At 45.4% G+C, this 18,304-nt stretch carries 17 protein-coding genes and 1 pseudogene; 7 read left to right on the top strand and 11 right to left on the bottom strand.

All coding sequences use genetic code 11. From position 1 onward, the window contains the following. Window positions 1-311: 311 nt before the first annotated feature. Window positions 312-488: a hypothetical protein gene (locus AC0IYG_RS04575; RefSeq protein WP_471709861.1), complete on the top strand. Its 177-nt coding sequence runs from the start codon at window positions 312-314 to the stop codon at window positions 486-488. 221 nt (window positions 489-709) lie between these two features. On the opposite strand, the gene AC0IYG_RS04570 is transcribed toward AC0IYG_RS04575, so the two are convergent. Next, complete coding sequence (locus AC0IYG_RS04570; RefSeq protein WP_471709860.1) at window positions 710-1,426, bottom strand: YebC/PmpR family DNA-binding transcriptional regulator; 717 nt, start codon at window positions 1,424-1,426, stop codon at window positions 710-712. Between the two features lie 173 nt (window positions 1,427-1,599). On the opposite strand from AC0IYG_RS04570, the gene AC0IYG_RS04565 reads away from it, so the two are divergent. Together AC0IYG_RS04565 and metF are read left to right on the top strand one after the other, a co-directional pair. Beyond that, complete coding sequence (locus AC0IYG_RS04565; RefSeq protein WP_471709859.1) at window positions 1,600-2,058, top strand: GNAT family N-acetyltransferase; 459 nt, start codon at window positions 1,600-1,602, stop codon at window positions 2,056-2,058. Between the two features lie 383 nt (window positions 2,059-2,441). Then, on the top strand, window positions 2,442-3,398 hold the full coding sequence (gene metF / locus AC0IYG_RS04560; RefSeq protein ID WP_471709858.1) for a methylenetetrahydrofolate reductase [NAD(P)H]: 957 nt from the start codon (window positions 2,442-2,444) through the stop codon (window positions 3,396-3,398). A 12-nt stretch (window positions 3,399-3,410) separates the two neighbouring features. On the opposite strand, the gene AC0IYG_RS04555 is transcribed toward metF, so the two are convergent. Then, window positions 3,411-3,731, bottom strand: a complete 321-nt coding sequence (locus AC0IYG_RS04555) for a heavy metal-binding domain-containing protein (RefSeq protein ID WP_471709857.1) — start codon at window positions 3,729-3,731, stop codon at window positions 3,411-3,413. Window positions 3,732-3,900: 169 nt separating this feature from the next. Here AC0IYG_RS04555 and AC0IYG_RS04550 point away from each other — a divergent pair, with 169 nt between their 5' ends. Both AC0IYG_RS04550 and AC0IYG_RS04545 read left to right on the top strand, forming a co-directional pair. Next, the gene (locus AC0IYG_RS04550) at window positions 3,901-4,473 is read left to right on the top strand and encodes a nitroreductase family protein (RefSeq protein ID WP_471709856.1); all 573 of its coding nucleotides are present in this window, start codon (window positions 3,901-3,903) and stop codon (window positions 4,471-4,473) included. Continuing rightward, window positions 4,473-5,453 carry an ABC transporter ATP-binding protein gene (locus tag AC0IYG_RS04545; protein WP_471709855.1) on the top strand — a complete coding sequence of 327 codons (981 nt, stop codon included), beginning with the start codon at window positions 4,473-4,475 and terminating at the stop codon, window positions 5,451-5,453. Before AC0IYG_RS04550 ends, AC0IYG_RS04545 begins: the two co-directional genes overlap by 1 nt. Before the next feature lie 5 nt (window positions 5,454-5,458). On the opposite strand, the gene AC0IYG_RS04540 is transcribed toward AC0IYG_RS04545, so the two are convergent. The 7 genes and pseudogenes from AC0IYG_RS04540 to AC0IYG_RS04510 all read right to left on the bottom strand — a co-directional run bounded on the left by AC0IYG_RS04540 (window position 5,459) and on the right by AC0IYG_RS04510 (window position 14,608). Further along, window positions 5,459-8,029: a DUF5686 and carboxypeptidase-like regulatory domain-containing protein gene (locus AC0IYG_RS04540; protein ID WP_471709854.1), complete on the bottom strand. Its 2,571-nt coding sequence runs from the start codon at window positions 8,027-8,029 to the stop codon at window positions 5,459-5,461. Beyond that, window positions 8,026-8,670, bottom strand: a complete 645-nt coding sequence (locus AC0IYG_RS04535) for a SanA/YdcF family protein (RefSeq protein WP_471709853.1) — start codon at window positions 8,668-8,670, stop codon at window positions 8,026-8,028. Before AC0IYG_RS04535 ends, AC0IYG_RS04540 begins: the two co-directional genes overlap by 4 nt. 133 nt (window positions 8,671-8,803) lie before the next feature. Further along, window positions 8,804-11,591 (bottom strand): annotated as a pseudogene (locus AC0IYG_RS04530) (DNA gyrase/topoisomerase IV subunit A). 167 nt (window positions 11,592-11,758) lie between these two features. Further along, window positions 11,759-12,412 carry an NUDIX hydrolase gene (locus AC0IYG_RS04525; RefSeq protein WP_471709852.1) on the bottom strand — a complete coding sequence of 218 codons (654 nt, stop codon included), beginning with the start codon at window positions 12,410-12,412 and terminating at the stop codon, window positions 11,759-11,761. A gap of 28 nt (window positions 12,413-12,440) precedes the next feature. Next, window positions 12,441-12,680, bottom strand: a complete 240-nt coding sequence (locus tag AC0IYG_RS04520; RefSeq protein WP_471709850.1) for a DUF2442 domain-containing protein — start codon at window positions 12,678-12,680, stop codon at window positions 12,441-12,443. 29 nt (window positions 12,681-12,709) lie between these two features. After that, complete coding sequence (locus AC0IYG_RS04515) at window positions 12,710-12,943, bottom strand: DUF4160 domain-containing protein (RefSeq protein WP_471709849.1); 234 nt, start codon at window positions 12,941-12,943, stop codon at window positions 12,710-12,712. Window positions 12,944-13,024: 81 nt separating this feature from the next. Beyond that, window positions 13,025-14,608 carry an NAD(P)/FAD-dependent oxidoreductase gene (locus AC0IYG_RS04510; RefSeq protein ID WP_471709848.1) on the bottom strand — a complete coding sequence of 528 codons (1,584 nt, stop codon included), beginning with the start codon at window positions 14,606-14,608 and terminating at the stop codon, window positions 13,025-13,027. Between the two features lie 97 nt (window positions 14,609-14,705). Between AC0IYG_RS04510 and AC0IYG_RS04505 the strand changes: the two genes are divergently transcribed. Then, window positions 14,706-15,629 (top strand): sugar phosphate isomerase/epimerase family protein, encoded by a 924-nt coding sequence (locus AC0IYG_RS04505; RefSeq protein ID WP_471709847.1) that lies wholly within the window; start codon window positions 14,706-14,708, stop codon window positions 15,627-15,629. 4 nt (window positions 15,630-15,633) lie between these two features. Here AC0IYG_RS04505 and AC0IYG_RS04500 read toward each other — a convergent pair whose 3' ends face one another. After that, the gene (locus AC0IYG_RS04500; RefSeq protein ID WP_471709846.1) at window positions 15,634-16,074 is read right to left on the bottom strand and encodes a hypothetical protein; all 441 of its coding nucleotides are present in this window, start codon (window positions 16,072-16,074) and stop codon (window positions 15,634-15,636) included. A gap of 99 nt (window positions 16,075-16,173) precedes the next feature. On the opposite strand from AC0IYG_RS04500, the gene AC0IYG_RS04495 reads away from it, so the two are divergent. Then, the gene (locus AC0IYG_RS04495) at window positions 16,174-17,334 is read left to right on the top strand and encodes an acyl-CoA dehydrogenase family protein (RefSeq protein ID WP_471709845.1); all 1,161 of its coding nucleotides are present in this window, start codon (window positions 16,174-16,176) and stop codon (window positions 17,332-17,334) included. On the opposite strand, the gene AC0IYG_RS04490 is transcribed toward AC0IYG_RS04495, so the two are convergent. Then, the gene (locus tag AC0IYG_RS04490; RefSeq protein ID WP_471709843.1) at window positions 17,327-18,268 is read right to left on the bottom strand and encodes a sterol desaturase family protein; all 942 of its coding nucleotides are present in this window, start codon (window positions 18,266-18,268) and stop codon (window positions 17,327-17,329) included. The two genes, AC0IYG_RS04495 and AC0IYG_RS04490, sit on opposite strands and share 8 nt — an antisense overlap. Window positions 18,269-18,304 lie beyond the last annotated feature (36 nt).

The following is an 18,304-nucleotide window of genomic DNA, read 5'->3' as shown; positions in this document are numbered from 1 at the left end:
TGTTTTGCCCTGCTCGTTGGGTTTTGAGCCGATATTGGCACGACTCTCATTGTCCGTTCTCTAGTTTTCGCATTTATCGTGAAACGCTTTCGCGTTTTTCGTGCGCCGCTTCATTGGCAAAGATGATAAAAAGGAAGCTGGCGACGCGAAAACGCGATCGGAAATTTCCCTTTCCTTATTTTTTCAGGTTGGTGCCTATCTTTGGCCTCAAATCAGCCTTTTTAAAGTCCTGCACATTTGCCTTAATAATCTGACATCGATGAAAAAATCCTCCTTAATCACCCATATCAAGTCACTTTTGGAAAGAACGAATGATGGTGGCCTGGAACGCAATGGAAGCTGCGCAGGCTTCGGCTAACGACCAGGGAAAGAGCTCGATGGGGGATAAATATGAGACATCCCGCTCCATGGGCCAGCTGGACAGGAACATGCATGCGAGACAATATGAGCAAGTGCGCCAGGAAAGATTAAATTCCTGGAAAAAATAAGCGAAAACGAAATTGCCTAGTTCGCGCGGCAGTAGGCTCTTTGCTGGAAACAACTGCGGGCTGGATTTTTATCGGAGTGAGCCTTGGGGGCTACTAAAAATAGAAGAAGAGACCGTTATAGCAGTCTCTTCTTCGTCTCCTGTGGGCGCTTCTTTGTTAGGGAAATCACCCGGTGATCAGTTTGAATTTATGAAAAAGCAACACAAGATCGTGGCCTTATATTAAGCCATATTGTGATAAACGCGTTGCACATCGTCGTCTTCTTCAATCCTTTCAATTAACTTTTCCACTTCCGCCGCCTCTTCTTCGCTCAGCGTTTTGGTGTCGTTCGGAATGCGTTCAAAATCGGCCTCAACGATTTCATAACCGTTTTCTTCCAGATAATGCTGCAAAGCGCCGAATGCTGTAAACTCGCCATAAATGTTGATCTGGTTCGTTTCTTCATCCAGAAACACTTCTTCGCCGCCCACATCGATCAGTTCAAATTCCAGCTCTTCCAGATCTTTGTTACCCACATTTTTGATCTTAAAAATACATTTACGGTCAAAAATGAAGTCAAGCATACCCATTGTGCCCAGGCTGCCACCTAATTTATTGAAGTAACTGCGCACATTGGCAACGGTGCGCGTAGGGTTGTCCGTTGTGCTTTCCACGAGAATCGCGACGCCATGCGGGCCGTAACCTTCGTAAACCATCTCTTTGTAATCCTCCTGATCTTTGGACGTCGCACGTTTTATCGCACGCTCAACCGTGTCTTTGGGCACGTTGGCCGCCCTGGCATTTTGTAAAAGTACCCTAAGCCTTGCGTTTGTATTAGGATCGGCGGTTCCGCTTTTTACAGCAAGGACAATGTCTTTTCCAATCCTCGTGAAGGTTTTGGCCATTTTGTCCCAACGCTTGAACATCCGCGCTTTTCTATATTCATAAGCTCTTCCCATGCTTAGCTTTGTAAAATGTTATGTAGTTGAATAATTTTGGTGTTATCGGCGACCGGTTTTCAAGATGCAATTTCCTGAATTTTGGCCCTGCGCTGATTCAAATTCGCTGCAAATTTATAAAAGACGATTAAAATCAGGTAAAAATATATTCTTTCAAGAAGAACTGATCCCAAATGAGCCTAAAATTAGACTGGCGCTTCAAGGCTTTTGACGCGTTAACAACCACCGAACTTTACGAAATTTTGCAGCTGAGAAATGAAGTGTTCATCGTAGAGCAAAGATGCAATTTTCTGGATTTGGATGATAAGGACCAGAAGTCAATGCATTTGTCGGGTTACCGCGACGGGAAACTGATGGCTTTTTCACGGATTGTGCCGCCGGGCGTTTCTTATGAGTTTCCTTCCATTGGCAGGATTGTGGTGTCCGGTAAGGGAAGGGGAGCAGGTTATGGCATTGAGCTGTTGAATGAGTCCATTGCAAAAGTGGAGCAACTTTATGGAAAAAGCATTATTCGAATAGGCGCTCAGCTTTATTTGAGGCGGTTTTATGAGTCTTTTCAATTCTTCCAGTCAAGCGATATTTATCTTGAAGATGACATTGAGCACATTGAGATGACGCGTCAAATTCAGTGAGTTTACAGGATGGTAAAAACTTTGGGGAATGAATTCCCGGATTTGGCGAAAAATTAAACACTAGTATATTTAGGCATCCTGCAAAGCCGTTTACAATGATGTGACAAACGGATTTTTTGTAGTAAATTATCTACATTTGTATAAAAAAACTTTGATATATTTTGGTGTGTCAAGGTTTGTTTAATAATTTGGCACAGAATTTTAGTTATTAGTATTCAGTCAAGCAAATTGTTGCCTGGGACTGACGCCCTGTCAGACACCCAATAACATTTTTGACGAACACTGATAGAGGAGGGTTTACGTGGAATGGCCTACTGTTATGCGGTAGGCCATTTTTTTTGTTTATTTGTATTCGCAAATAACGAATACACAGATTATCGTTCATGACCAAAGTTACCGAGTTCATCCGCCAGGCCGAAGGAAACACACTTTTCTCCATTGAGATTATCCCACCATTAAAAGGTCAGAATATCAATGAATTGCTTAATTCTATTGAGCCGCTTATGGAGTTCAAACCTCCGTTTGTTGACGTAACATATCATAGAGAAGAGCTTATCGACCGGGTTGGACAGGACGGACTGATTGAACGGATTCCGGTGCGGAAAAGGCCTGGAACTGTTGGAATTTGCGCCCGTTTAATGGAGCGCTTCCATGTTGACGCAGTGCCGCATATCATTTGCGGTGGCTTTACAAAAGATGAAACCGAAGACGTTTTGATCGATCTGCATTATCTGGGCATCGATAATGTGCTTGTTCTGCGCGGTGATGCGGAAAAATCTGCGGGCGTTTTTAAAGCCAAACAAGGCGGACATTCTTACGCATCCGAGCTCGTTAAGCAAGTCCATGATATGAACCAGGGAAAGCTGCTTAACGCGGAAACCGAAATGTGGCCGACTGATTTTTGCATCGGCGTTGCCGGTTATCCTGAAAAGCATTTTGATGCAACAAGCTTCGACACGGATTATCAACATTTGCGCAAGAAAGTTGAGCTGGGCGCTGATTATATCGTAACCCAAATGTTTTTTGATAACCAAAAGTATTTCCAGTTTGTGGAGAGATGCCGTGCAGAAGGCATTAATGTGCCGATTATTCCTGGATTAAAACCTTTGGCTACCAAAAAACAACTAAGTGTGCTCGCACAAATTTTCCATCTCGAATTCCCAAAAGAACTCGTTGCGGAAGTTGAAAAATGCCCGACGGACAAAGAAGTGCGTCAGTTAGGAGTTGAATGGGGGATTCACCAATGCAAAGAATTAATGGCATACGGTGTGCCTGTACTTCACTTTTACACAATGGGCAAATCTGATAATGTAGCCCAGATCGCAAAAGCAGTTTTCTGATCAGTCTGCTGCTTATTCGAAGCAGACTGCCGTTCCGTTTGCGCTGACCATCAGCATTGCGCTATTAGAGCCAATGGTTTCGAGGTCAATGTCAACGCCGATGACCGCATTAGCGCCCAGCCGCTGTGCCTGGTCCATCATTTCGCGGATTGCTATGCTTTTTGCTTCACGCAATCCTTGCTCGTAAGATCCTGAGCGCCCGCCTACAACATCACGAATTCCTGCCAGAAAATCTTTGAAAAAGTTGGCGCCGATGATGGCTTCGCCATTAACCAGGCCAATGTATTTGATGATTTTTTTACCTTCAATGTTCGGAGTAGTAGTAACAAGCATGCTGTGTCAGGTTGGTTGAAGTGAAATTTACTGCAACAAATTAGCGCATTTCACCAGGGAGCCGCCCAAATTACTTGTTTAACGGCAAAGTTGTGCAGGATGTTGGTAAATTTTAATTACAGATTACTAGCTTTGTTTTTTTGACAAATCAGAAGTAAATTTTATTGTAATGGAACAAACAATTGAGGCAGTAAATAGTGTAATCCGCAAAAGACGCAGTATTTTCCCGCCAAGCTATATTCAGAAAGACATCCCCAAAGACATTCTGCTGACGATCCTTGAAAACGCCAATTACGCACCGACACACAAGCTAACCGAGCCTTGGCGCTTTGTCGTTTACAAAGGTGACAGTCTTAATAAGCTTGCCGGCTTTTTCACAGAAAGATATCGGACAGTAACGCCTCCCGAATCATTTTCTCAGGCAAAATATGACGCTGCCGGTGAGAAAGTGCTCAAATCAAACGTCGTAGTGCTCATTTGCGCAGAGCTGCATCCTGAAAAACTTCCGGAGTGGGAAGAAACAGCCGCTGTGGCGTGTGCTGTGCAAAATATGTGGCTTACGGCAACGGCTTACGGCATCGGATCATATTGGAGCAGTCCTGCAATCCTTGACCTCTTGGCCAAATTCGCAGGCATACCAGAAAACCAGAAATGCCTTGGATTATATTTCATGGGTTATCATGATGCACCGGAAGCGCCGGCACGTCGTACGCCGATGGAAAACAAGATCACCTGGGCATAATGAAGAAAAGCAAAATTACCTTACGCGCGCAATCCTTACACAAAAGCTTTGGCTCAAAACCGGTTTTAACAGACATTAACCTCGAACTTCATGCAGGAGAATGGCTGGGCATTTTGGGAGAAAGCGGCTCTGGTAAAAGCACATTACTCCGCATTCTGGGTCGTTTCCAGGATGCGGACAATGGTAAAGTCCACTTTCAAGAACAGGAGTTGAAACCCGTTAGCGGCGAGCTTATGCCGGGCCACGATTCCATCAAGCTCATTCACCAGGAGTTTGAGCTCTTTCCTAATCAGACGGTCGAGGAAAATATAGCCTATTCACTTCGTTTTTACGAAGCCGATTACCGGAAAGAAAAAGTCGCAGAACTGCTCGCGGTAACGGGACTTGATTATGTAAAAAATCAAAAAGCGAAATTGCTTTCGGGTGGTGAAAAGCAGCGCACAGCCATTGCAAAGGCTTTGGCAGAACAGCCGGATGTCCTTCTGCTCGACGAACCCTTTGCGCACCTTGATAATCACAACCGCCGAGTGCTGGGCAGCGCCATTGAAACAATGCGGAGGCAACAGAAAATGTCTTGCCTGTTTGTTACGCACGAAGCCACGGACGCACTCGCGTGGTCAGACCGGATCGCCGTGTTGCGGGAAGGCAAGCTTATTCAGATTGGAACGCCTCAGGAAGTTTATAATCAGCCCGTTAATAGTTACGTTGCAGAACTTACAGGCGACATTAACTGGCTTGCTGACGCCACGAATTCCAAGCAATTTTACATCCGTCCAGAGAAAATAAAGCCTACAAAAAATCTGGAAAAGAGCAAATGGCAGGGCCAGGTCGAGGTAATCCGATTTCATGGAAACCACTGGGAAATCCGCTGTACGAATGCAAAAAATGAGAAATTATCATTTTACCGCAGCCGGATGGATATGGAAGTGGGTCAAACTGTCCACCTGACTTATGCGTTAAAAGATCTGAAAAGCATTTGATTGGCTTACAAGCTAAACCAGAATGAAATTTTCACCGCAAATGGCGTCACATTTGGGTTTTTGAGATAAGTAAGCCGGTGCACAAAGTCTACGCGACCTGCTTTGAAAATGTTATCAATTCCATAGCCCAGCTCAATGTAAGGCAGGTCTTTCAGCTTGTTAAATGCCTGAATCTCGTTGCCGGATTCGTCTTGGGTAGTTGAAAGATTGAGGTTCGCATCGCTCACACTTCCATAGAATAACTTTCCGGTTGCGAGCATGCGAAGTTTCAACTTGCGGATAGCCGGAATCCGATTGAGCAGAAAACCTTCAAAATTGTGCTCCATACGCAGCGAAACATAACGATCGCTCATGAACTCGAAATAGCGCATGAGGTTGAAAGCATTATCCACATAAAACAGCGATTCGTTTCCGAGCGGCGTGTAAAGCAAGGGGTAGGGCAGGGTGGAAGGAATGAGCCCGAACGTGACATTGTAATAAGTCCGGCCGATTACACCGAAGCGAAAACTCTGCTTAATGTTGAAAGAAAATTTGTTGTAATTAAAATCCCCGCCCAGGAAATTCCTCATTCCCAGCGTGTAGCGCAATGTAAACGCAGGTGAGTTTCCGTTGCCCATGCTGATCCGCTCATTATCATTTTGTAAAAAAGTCTCCTTGCTTGCCAGCCTCGTTTCCAGATTTATTTCCGTAATGTCAAATGTGCTTTTTACTGGTGACTCAATGCCTGCTCCCGGATTCGTGCGGTAAGTAAAAGGGAACAACGGACGAAAATCGCGGTGACGGATCTGAATGCTTCCGGTTAAGCCTTTAACGACTTCGCGCTTGAAATAAGCAGAAATGTCTTCCTGCCAATAAGCACGACGAAATGCGCCAAATCGTGAAAATGCGCCGAATAAGGTGTTAGGGCCAATGGTTTCGGCAGAAACACCAAGTCTTTCCAGATCTTTGGAATAAGCAATGCCAGCCATTGTCCACGGTTTCCGGTCGATGATATAATCCATTCCCGCACCGTATTTGAATGCCTTGTCTTTGGTCCCATAAGCGCCATAACCGCTGAAAATCCACTTTCTGCTGAATCCGGGGTCGGTTTTGAAACCAAGCCTCAAACGGTGACCTTCAACTTTGTTATTGGCGTACAAATATAAATAAGGACCAATGTCAATGTTCCATTTATCGATCCGTTTGTAGCCATTAACCAGAATGTTCAGGATCTCTGTGTAAGTTTTCACGACGGGCAGCACTTTCAGCGAGTCCACAAGCTGGAATGATAACAACTCATTGGCGCTTAATGCTTCTGGACGGCTCCTGGTCCAGAAAGTCGAATCGGACTGCATGTAATCCTCTTTCAGCTCGATGGCCGTGTCGTAAAATTTGGGATCTTTCGGATCATTAACCTTGTATTTGGAGTTTGCCGAATAGAATTTCAGCAACATTCCAGCCGTTTGTTTCGTCGGCTCGTCCACATCGATCAGCACACGGGTTTTTGAAGTGACCCATTCATTTTGCTCCTCAATCAGCTCGTAAGATTGCTGGACTTTGATCTTTTCGATGAAGTTCAGATTTGCTCTTTTGCCAACATTAACATCCATTTGAGTCAACGCAAACGTTTCGCCATCAACCCAAAACGAACCTGTAAAAGCTAAATCCTGCTCATGTTTTGGCTCAAAATCAATTTGATAATCGTAGACATCGCCGTTTTTAATGCTGTCGGAAAGATAATATTCATAGTAAACTTTCCAGCTGTCCGCAATGGGCGAAACGAAGTCTTTATCTAAGATATTCAGCCAGTTATTATAAAAATTGTATTGCTGAAATGAAGAGCCGATAACCTGCGAAACAAGACTCCCATCCGTAAGGCCCACGCCTGAAACTTTCGTCTTGTTAATGATCTCCTTCTTTTTCTTCGGATTGCGGCGATAATAAACGTCTGAAACAGATTCAGATATGAAAATTGGAATGATCGTTTCGCCATTTTCGCCCTTCACCTCGTCATATTTATCGACAATGTGCGTCATTTTTTTGACGGCTTTCCGGCTTCTGAATTTCTCAGAAAGGTTGTCAATGTCAATCTGGATCTTGTTGTAGCTTTCGTATTCGTAAGCATCCAGTTCGTCCGTATTATTTTTGCTTTTGCCCGCTACGATCTTGCGCATGATCGCATAGGCGGGATTTTCGCCTGCAAAAATCTTTACTTCCCTTAATTGCTGCGTTCCAGGCGAAAGCTGAATGTCAATGGTCTGCTCAGCGACATTAGGAGCAATTGCCTTGGCTTTGCTTTCATATCCAACATAAGTGACAAGAATGGAATCGGCGGGAGGTGTAAAAGTGATTTGATATAGACCATCGAAATTGGTTGTCGCGCCGGAGAGTGAGGCCTTGATGCCGACATTTGCAAACGGGATCGCGTCACCCGTTGAAGCGTCGGTGATCTTTCCCTTAATGGTGTAAGTCGTTTGGGAAAATGCGCTTTTCGAGCACGCAATTCCGACTAACAGTGCAAAAAATAACGCTTTAATTAGGCTGGGTTTTCCAATTGATCGTGGCAGCAGACATTTTCCCTCATTCCGGTTTCTCATTTTTTCCTTATCTCATTATTTGAGGTCACATCCGCCGCAGGGCGCAACACATGCACATCCAGAACCGCTTTCGGCCTTGCGAGATATTCTCTTACAAGTGTGCGCAGCGAATATCCGTCGGGCACGTCCTGAGCAGCAAAAGATATTGCATTAATTCCTTCATTATGAGCTATATATAATGCTCTTGCATTGTGAAAGTTCTGTGATATGATGGTAAAATTGTCCTGATTAAAAACCTCCTTACACCGAATAATGGAATCAAATGTGCGAAAACCGGCATAATCCAGCGTCATCACATTTTCAGGAATTCCCAGATTAAGCAGCGCTCGCTGCATATCAGCAGGCTCGTTGTAATATTGCGAATCGTTGTTGCCGCTCAAAATAATGTATTTGATCTTGCCCTCCTTAAAAAGCCGGGCCGTCGCTTCCATCCGATATTTGAAAAATAGGTTTTCCTTCCCTTTTTCTGACTTTTTACTCGTTCCTAAAACCAAGGCAACATCATTGGAAGGCAAATTTTCAATCGAAAAGAAGTTATACTGACGCGTGCAGTACACAACCCAGAAGTTACAAAGCAAGATAAAAACCATGCTGGCGAATAAAAGGGCTAATATGGCTTTTATCAATTTTTTCACAAGCATACTGCAAGCTGCATTCTAAATGTACCAACTCTTTGTAATATTCCGGCCTGTGTACGCGATACTTTACTCATAAACCGTACGCAGTAACCAACCTTTTTTGTTGCTTATTTCCGGCTTTTATTCTCTAAACTGTCTATTCAAAAAGGCCAAGCTGACTCTTGCCGTCTTTCCCTTTTTTAGGTTCTTTTTTTGCTTTTTCCTGTGTTTTCGGTTCTTCTTCTGCCGATTCGGGAGCGCCTTCATCGTCGGTTACCGGCTCGGGTGCTGCGCTAGCCAGCTCCTCCTCACCAGGTTGAGACTCAGGGCTAGGGGATGGTTCATCCTTTGGACTTTGTTCGGTTGCATCGTCTTCAGGTAATGTTGCAACTTCATCCTCCTCGCTGTCCGGTTCTTCCAACGCCGTTGCAGGTTCTTCCTCCGCAGGCAGCGGTTCGAGCCAGCGCACTTCTTTGAATTTGTCGTTAGCAAGCTTGTTGCCCATCGCCCGCCATCCGCGCACGTCCACCATTTCCTCGATCAGAAATTCTTCTTTCGATTGTTCTTTGGTTGCTGTTTTTGGTAAAACAATTTCCAGTCGCGGACGCTTATCCGTGCTTGCTAATAGCAACTTACTGTTTTTGGCGTCGCTGATGAACAGAAATTTCTTGTCCATCGATGAAGTCTCAATGTTGAAGCGCTTGATAAAATGATGTTTCTGCGCGCCATCAAAATACAATGCCGTTACCGCCATTTTCGGGTCGAATTTCTTGACGAGCAGCACTTCATTGGACACATAATGATTGGTCAGATCAAAGTTTGTCAGCTCGTAAGAACCTTCTTTGTAAATGACCAATATCGTGTCAGAAGGCCCGAAATTGCCCAGATATTCGCCTCTTTCATCCCGGTTAAGCCGGCCGATAATGGGGTCAAACCACATATCAACGCCGCCTAAGGTGGAGCGTCCAGCTTGTTTTAATGTTATTTTCCTGACCGGATATTTAGTCAGAATGTTACCCATGGCACTGCGGTTTTTAATCAGCAGGTCTGCAAAATTGAAGTCAAACTGCTTCACTTTCGCTTTGCTTTGGGCTGTAAGATTCACCGTAATGATCTCAGCCTCACCATTATCATTAGCGGTGAAATAAGTGATTCTGGATTTTGGCGTGCCTTGCGTCAGGTCATATTCCCGGTCGCGTGTAACAGCAGTGATCTGGCATCGCTTAATGTAAGAAACGCCCGTTTTCCCGTCGAGATAAACGAGGTTATAAACTTTGCGTTCATCATTTTTGACAAAAACCGCACAGTGAATAATGTCTTTTCCAACAAAAACTTTTTCCTGAATTTTGGTAACAAGACACCTTCCGTCGGATTTGAAAACGATAATGTCGTCAATGTCAGAGCAGTCGGTTACAAACTCATCCTTTTTCAGACCATAACCGATGAATCCTTCTGCCCGGTTTACATAAAGCTTTTGGTTATTGGCAGCCACAATGTTGGCAGCAATTTGGTTAAAGGCGCGTATTTCGGTCCTGCGACCACGGCCTTTTCCATATTTTTTGAGCAGATCTTTGAAATAATCAATTGCAAATCGTGTGATATGCACGAGGTTATCTTCTGTTTCGGCAAGATCTTCCTGCCATTTGCGCATCAGCTCATCTGCCTTATAACCATCATATTTAGAAATCCGCTTAATCCGGATCTCGGTCAGCTCAACGATATCGTCGTCTGTGATTTCTCTGTAAAACTGCGGTTTGAAAGGCTCCAAACCTTTGTCAATCGTGCGGATAACGTCTTCAAACGTTTCGCATTCTTCAATGTCGCGGTAAATGCGGTTTTCAATAAATATCTTTTCCAGCGAGCCGTAAAGGATCTTTTCCAGCAACGCCAGCCGCTTGATTTCGAGCTCGCGTTGCAGCAAACGGACCGTCTGGTGCGTGTTATATTTGAGGATTTCCGTTACACCAACAAAATGCGGCTTGTCTTCAATGATGATACAAGCATTCGGGGAAATAGAAACCTCGCATTCTGTGAATGCATAGAGCGCATCCATCGTGATATCCGGCGAAACGCCCGGCGCTAAATGCACCTGAATTTCGACCTCGGCAGCGGTGTTATCCACCACTTTTTTGATCTTGATCTTGCCGCCATCATTGGCCTTAATGATCGATTCAATGATGGAAGTCGTCGTTGTTCCGAACGGAATATCGCGGATAACGAGCATTTTCTTGTCCTCTTCCTCAATCCGCGCCCTTACGCGCACTTTGCCGCCGCGGTGACCGTCGTTGTAATTGGAAATGTCGATCTGTCCGCCGGTAAGGAAATCGGGATATACGATGACGTCTTTCCCTTGCAGAATGCTGATGGACGCATCGATCAGTTCGCAGAAATTGTGCGGAAGGATCTTCGTAGAAAGCCCCACTGCAATTCCTTCAACACCCAAAGAAAGCAACAGCGGGAATTTTACCGGCAATGTTACCGGCTCACGCTTGCGGCCGTCATAAGAGAGCTGCCATTCTGTTAGTGTCGTCATTAAAAACAATTTCTTTGGCAAAACGCGACAACCGCACTTCAATGTAACGCGCCGCTGCGGCTCCGTCGCCGGTCCGGATATCACCCCAGTTTCCCTGCGTGTCAAAAAGCAGTTCTTTCTGGCCAATGTTAACTATTGCGTCATAAATGGAAGCATCACCGTGCGGGTGATATTGCATGGAAGAGCCAACCACATTGGCTACTTTGTTGAAACGGCCGTCATCCATTTCGTTCAGGGCATGCATAATGCGCCTTTGAACGGGTTTAAGACCATCTTCAACAGCTGGAACCGCACGTTCAAGAATTACATATGATGCATAATCAAGAAACCAACTTTCATATAAACCCGAAATGGGCAGTTTATCGTGCAATCCGCTATCTTCTACGTCAGGCGTAGCTCCGTTTTCGTCCATAAATGAAGGAGGAACCAGGTTTTTAAGTACTCAGTAAATTTTGTAAGGTAATTGCAGCCGGTTTATGATGCAGCACTGAACCATTCCAAAAGAGCGGAACAGGACGGATTATTACCGGAAGATCAATTTGAATTATCTGCTAATATAGCAAAAAAGAGAGATAATTTCTAGCTTTCAGGGTCGCTTTCCGACGCATTCAGCACGCTCAAAAGCTCGCTGATCATCATGGCAGTTGCGCCCCATATTTTGTATCCCTGCACCATATAGTGCGGCGCATGGACCTGTTCACCACGGACTTGAATGTCACTGGATCCGATGATATTTACATCGGAAATTTCTTCCAGTTTTATCTCAAAAATGTCTTCCACTTCCCTCGGATCAGGGTAAAAGTCGGGGCGGTAAGGCATGGTTGCAATCACCGGCAACACGTAAAAGTTGCTCGCCGGAATGAAGAGTTCGGTAAGCACGCCCAGGATCCTGACGTCGTTGAGGCGAAGGCCGATTTCTTCCTGTGCTTCTCGCAAAGCTGTGCGGATCAGGTTTTCGTCCGTATTCTCAAAACGGCCACCCGGAAATGCAACCTGTCCCGAATGTACGCCGTCGTAAGCGGGGCGCAGGATGAGTGGAAAATAAATTTCATCTTTATGCGGATAAAACAGGATCAGGACCGCACTTTTTCTGGTGCGGGCATTGGGTTTGAATGTCAGGCGCAGTTTAGAAGAGGCCTGCATGATCCGGTGCGCTGATTCACCGGGCAGCGGATATTTCAGTTTACGTGAGAGTGCATCAATAAATAAGGAAAAAGATCCCAAAGCGGCCATAGAGGCAAGTTGTTGAATAAGGTTGATGTCAGATTTTGGCGTAATGAAGTTCTCTCCTGAAATCAAAAAGACTTTCCAGGCTCAGATCTTCGTCGATTTCTTCCCAATGCAGGCTATCGCCGCCGGGGCCAATTTCAAACTTGCTTCTTTGCTCAGCAGTTGCATTTTTTAACCTGCCAAACCATTCAAGCGGATTGCCGATCGTATGTCCGCTGTCCGTCACCACATAAATGTTTGAAGCATCGAACCACACATTTTTAATTTTCATAGGAACTTGAATTTAGAAAATTAACCCCTTCACACACCATGGAACTGCTGCCACTTTGTTGCTATTAATTCCTTATGCTCTTCTACCAGCGCTTCCGCCAGGACGAGATCCTTCGGTTTAATGCCGTGACTTTCGACCAATTTCACAGGACTGACCTCAAACTTCGCAGTGCCGTCCGCATTGCGGACATGAATATGGATTGGCAAATGTTCAAGACTGTAAAAGAAAAACTTCATTCCAAACATTCTGAAAATCTCGGGCATATATGTAGTGTGTGTTAAGGAATTGCTTCCAAAATGTCATTTATGCAAATATAAACATAACAACATAGGTTATGGAAGTAATTAAATTTTTGCCGAGGCGTATAGTTTGGCGAGCTGGGCGGCGCAGCGTTCGCCGTCCATGGCTGCGGACATGATGCCACCCGCGTATCCTGCTCCTTCGCCGCACGGGAACAAACCTTTAACCTCGGGATGCTCGCAAGTTTCCGATTCTCTTGGGATCCTTACGGGCGAAGAAGTCCTGCTTTCCACGCCGATCAGCTGCGCGTCACCCGAAATATAACCACGCATTTTTTGCCCGAAATCGGTAAGCGCCTCGCTGAGTGGAAATGCGATTTCTGCTGGCAAAACTTCCCGAAGATCAATCGAATGCAAACCGGGCTGATATGACGTTTCCCGCAATTGCGCAGAAACTCTGCCCTTGATAAAATCCTTTGCCAGCTGGGCTGGCGCCGTTTGTGTTGCACCCGCAAATTTGCAGGCAGCCTGTTCAATTTCCATTTGATATTGCAAGCCAGCCATCGGTCCGAACTCCTTATATGGCACTAAATCAGCATCTTCTACCGCAACAACAATGCCTGAATTTGCAAAAGGCGAATCACGGCGAGAAGGCGACATGCCATTCACAACCACTTCGCCAGTTGCCGTTGCAGCAGGCACGATAAATCCGCCCGGACACATGCAAAAAGAAAATACACCGCGCTGAATGCCTTTATAACGCGTTTGCGTGACCAAACTATAAGAAGCGGCCGGCAGATAAGGTCCGCGGTCTTTTTCGCAGTGATATTGAATTTTATCAATTGTATTTTGCGGATGTTCAATGCGGACACCCATGGCAAAAGATTTACTTTCAATCAGGATATCTTTGGCATGCAGCAGTTCATAAATGTCTCTCGCTGAATGCCCTGTAGCCAGAATGACGCCAATGCCGATGTGCTCTTTCTCGCCATCCGTTACGACGCCTTTCAACCGGTTTTGATCAACAATAAAATCGGTAACTTTTGTGTCGAAATGGATTTCTCCACCGGCTTTTAAAATGCTTTCACGCATTTCCGAGACGACTACGGGCAGTTTATTGGTGCCAATGTGCGGGTGCGTATCGACCAGGATCTGTTCACTCGCACCGTGCCCTACAAATATTTCCAGCACGCGCCGAATGTCTCCGCGCTTGTTGGAACGCGTGTAAAGTTTGCCGTCGGAATAAGTGCCCGCACCGCCTTCACCAAAGCAATAATTGGATTCCGGATTTACAATATGTTCTTTGTTAATCGCCGCCAGGTCGCGTCGTCTGGCGCGCACGTCTTTGCCTCTTTCAAAAATTACCGGCTTAATGCCCAGCTCGATAAGACGCAATGCTGCGAACATGCCCGCCGGGCCGCAGCCAACAATCAATGCTTGCGGAGCTTTGCTGACGTCAGGGTAATTTAGCTCAAAATTGATCAGCGAAGGCGGGACTTCATTGACATAAACCTCAGCCTGCACATTGACTTTTACTTGTCTGCTGCGGGCGTCGATGGATTGCCTTGTTTTGCGGATTATGGGCGTATCCGTTGCGCGGAGCCGTAATTTTTTGATGATATGCTGACGAAAATTCTCGTCGTCCAGCGCTATTTCAGGCGCCAGGGTAAGTTGAAGCGTTTGATGCATTTGGAAAGGGATTTAGCCTTTAATCCTGCAAAGTTACGAAGACGGTAATAATTTGTCCTTTTTCGCTTTGATTAAAATCTTTAAAACAGCAATTCGCATGGCTATGGATCGCAGGACATTTATAAACGCGCTGGCCGTTTCTGCCGGATCAGCATTTTTGCCGGAAACGGAGGCCATAGCAGCGCCTTTTCCCATTTCCTGCAATCAATATTCGTGGATTACTTTCTATGGCAGGGAAAACCGGGAATGGGGAGCAGATCTGGACAAGTCGATTGCGGAGTTTGCTTCGACGAGTTTTAAAGCTTACGAGCCAGCATTCACACATGCGGATGAGGTGAAGAAATTGCTGCCGGTTTTGAACAAATTTAAGCTCGCTATGCCGTCTGTTTATGTCAACAGCTCATTGCATAAGGCCGGGGAGGCGAATAAATCCATTGAATCTGTGCTGGCGATTGCAGATGCATTGAAACCCGCTGATACAAAGATCATTGTCACCAATCCGAACCCGCTTCAATGGGGCGGTTCTGAAAATAAGAATGATGCGGAACTGGCAGAGCAGGCAAAAAATCTTGATAAACTCGGTGCTGAGTTGAAAAAGCGTGGTATGACGCTGGCTTATCACACCCACGACGTAGAATTGCGGGCAGCAGCGCGGGAATTTCACCATATGCTGCTGGCAACCGATCCGAAAAATGTTTCACTTTGCCTGGACGTGCATTGGGTTTACCGGGGTTCCGGAAATTCGCAGATCGCGCTTTTTGATATCGTGAAATTGTATGGAAAACGAATTGTAGAACTCCATCTGCGCCAATCTAAAAACGGAATCTGGCAGGAAACATTCAGCGACGGCGACATCGATTACCGCCACCTGGTAACCACATTGCAAGCGATGAATGTAACGCCACATTTGGTCTTGGAGCAATGTCTTGAAAAGGCTTCGCCCGATACAATGAATGCGGTTGAGGCGCACAAGAAAGATCTTGTTTATAGCAGGGAGATATTCAAGGATTGGTTTAAATAAGCTATCATTCCACTGCCACAAACCTCCCAAGACAAGCTTCATCACAGCCAAAACCGAGGGTGACAGAGGTTGGCGTCAGATCACGATAAGTCCAATTGTGATTGGGATAAGGGCTGTTCGCAGGCCCGCCGCTTAGTTCAATAACTTCCTTGCCAATAAGCTTGTATTTGGTGTAGGGATTAATGTAGGATGAAAGTGAACCTCTGGTGTCTTTGAAATCGCCATTCGCTTTGAACTCAACAATGCTGGATTCTCCTTCTGAGGCTTTTTGAAATTTGCCGCTGCCGTCGCCCGGATCATATAAAAACGCAACCATCTTCCATTTGCCGATCAGGCCATCATTTGTTATTTGAAATACATCTTCAAAGACCTTATCCTCCCTGTCTTTGCAGGAAAACATGCTGATGAACAGCACTGTAAGTAAAATTGAGTAACGGATTTTCATGGCTGATGCGCGTTAAGGTTTCAAATTGTCAGATGCTTTTAGGGGCATATTGGTTGTAACTGTGCTTATATTGTAAAAGGATTTTCATACGCATTGATCATGGCCACAGACTTTTTTAACATCAGCGACCTGCTTACTGCTGAGCAGCAACTGATTGCAAGCACCGTCAAAAATTTTTCGGATCGGGAGATTAAACCGGTCATTGAGGACTGTGCTCAGAAGGGGGAATTTCCTTTGCATTTGATTAAGAAGTTTGGTGAGATTGGGTTGTTTGGCGCGACGATTCCTGCTGAATATGGCGGCGGTGGTTTGGATTATATCAGTTATGGGCTAATGTGCCAGGAAATAGAAAGGGGCGATTCGGGCATGCGTTCGACGATTTCGGTGCAGAGTTCGCTGGTAATGTGGCCGATCTATGAATTTGGATCGGAAGAACAAAAACAAAAATATCTTCCCGGACTTGCGAGCGGCGAAATGATAGGCTGCTTTGGGTTAACAGAGCCGGATCATGGTTCGAATCCAGCTGGTATGCAAACCAGAATTTCCAAAACCGAAAACGATTATCGTCTGAATGGTTCTAAAATGTGGATCTCCAATGCTCCTTTCGCGGATATAGCGGTCGTGTGGGCGAGAGATGGTGAAGGAAAAGTGCGCGGATTGATCGTGGAGCGTGGAATGGAAGGATTTTCAACACCCGAGATCCATAATAAATGGTCGTTGCGGGCAAGCGCAACGGGAGAGCTGATTTTTGACAATGTTCTGATTCCCCAGGAAAATATTTTACCTAATGTATCCGGGCTCAAATCGCCTTTGCAATGTCTGGATAAAGCGCGTTATGGCATCGCGTGGGGCGTTATTGGTGCCGCAATGGATTGCTATGAAACCGCTGTGAAATATGCCGCGGAACGCATTCAGTTTGATAAACCCATTGCCGCTTTTCAGCTAACCCAGAAGAAACTGGCCGAAATGCTGACCGAAATCACCAAAGCCCAATTGCTGGCCTGGCGATTAGGAACATTAATGAATGCCGGAAAAGCGACAACAACCCAAATTTCCATGGCGAAGCGCAACAATGTGGATATGGCACTTCATGTAGCCAGGGAATGTCGGCAGATCCTGGGCGCGATGGGCATTTCGGGTGAATATCCGATTATGCGCCACATGATGAACCTCGAATCGGTTATCACCTACGAAGGCACACATGACATTCATTTGCTGATTTTAGGTGCAGAAATCACCGGGATTCCGGCTTTCAAATAGTAGTCGGATTCCGATTTTCAAATGCGGCGCTTTCCAATGACGTTTTTTGCAGTTCTTTCGTGGTTTGCCTTGAACCGTCGTGCGACCATCCCGGTGCTTTTAGCAGATATTTAAACTTGGTCTTCGCATCCGTTTCGATCTTGAAATCCTTTCCTATTTCCTTCCATTCGTGAAAAACGGTGTGTGCCAGACTCGTGTTTTCAATGGGTTTGGTCAGGCCGTAACGTGGCGGGACAGCAGGCAATTCTTCCTGGAATGTTCCGAAAAGCCGGTCCCAGATAATGAGGCACATGCCCATGTTTTTATCCAGATATTCAACATTGCTCGCGTGATGCACGCGGTGGTGCGAAGGCGTTACAAAAATGTGTTCAAGCCAGCCTAGTTTTCCCACATATTCGGTGTGCACAATGATCCCGTAGATCTGCGTGAGCGAATACATAATGATAATGTCGGCAGGATTGAAGCCAACATAAGTCAGCGGAATGAAGTAAATAAAGCGGTATAACGGCTGAAAAACAGACGATCTGAAACCCGTTGTCAGATTGAAGTGCTCCGAAGAATGGTGCGTAACATGAACTGCCCAGAATAGCCGCGAATGATGATCCACATAATGCAAAGTGTAAAATGCAAGGTCTTCCAGTAAAAACAATGCAAGCCAGTAAATGACTGGATTATTAATTGTTACAGCGAAACCAACATTATAAAACCAGATCAGTACACCCACATATGCGGTCCTGAAAAGCAGGTCAACGCCGCCGTTTAGCAACATTAACATGGCATTCGTAATGGTGTCTTTGAAATGATAAGTTGCACGCTGGCCATTGTGTTCGTGAGTTGGCCGGTAAGTCAGGAAAACTTCGACGCAGATCAGCAGCAAATAAAAGGGTGTGGAAACTTTTAAAAGAAAATCTTCAAATTCATAGGTGCCAGGCATAGCATTGTTTCAAAAATTTTACAAAGATAAATCGGA

This window comes from Dyadobacter sp. AC419 (assembly GCF_979253085.1).
The sequence above is the reverse complement of the archived record's forward strand: the minus strand, read 5'-3'. Positions and strand labels throughout refer to the sequence as shown.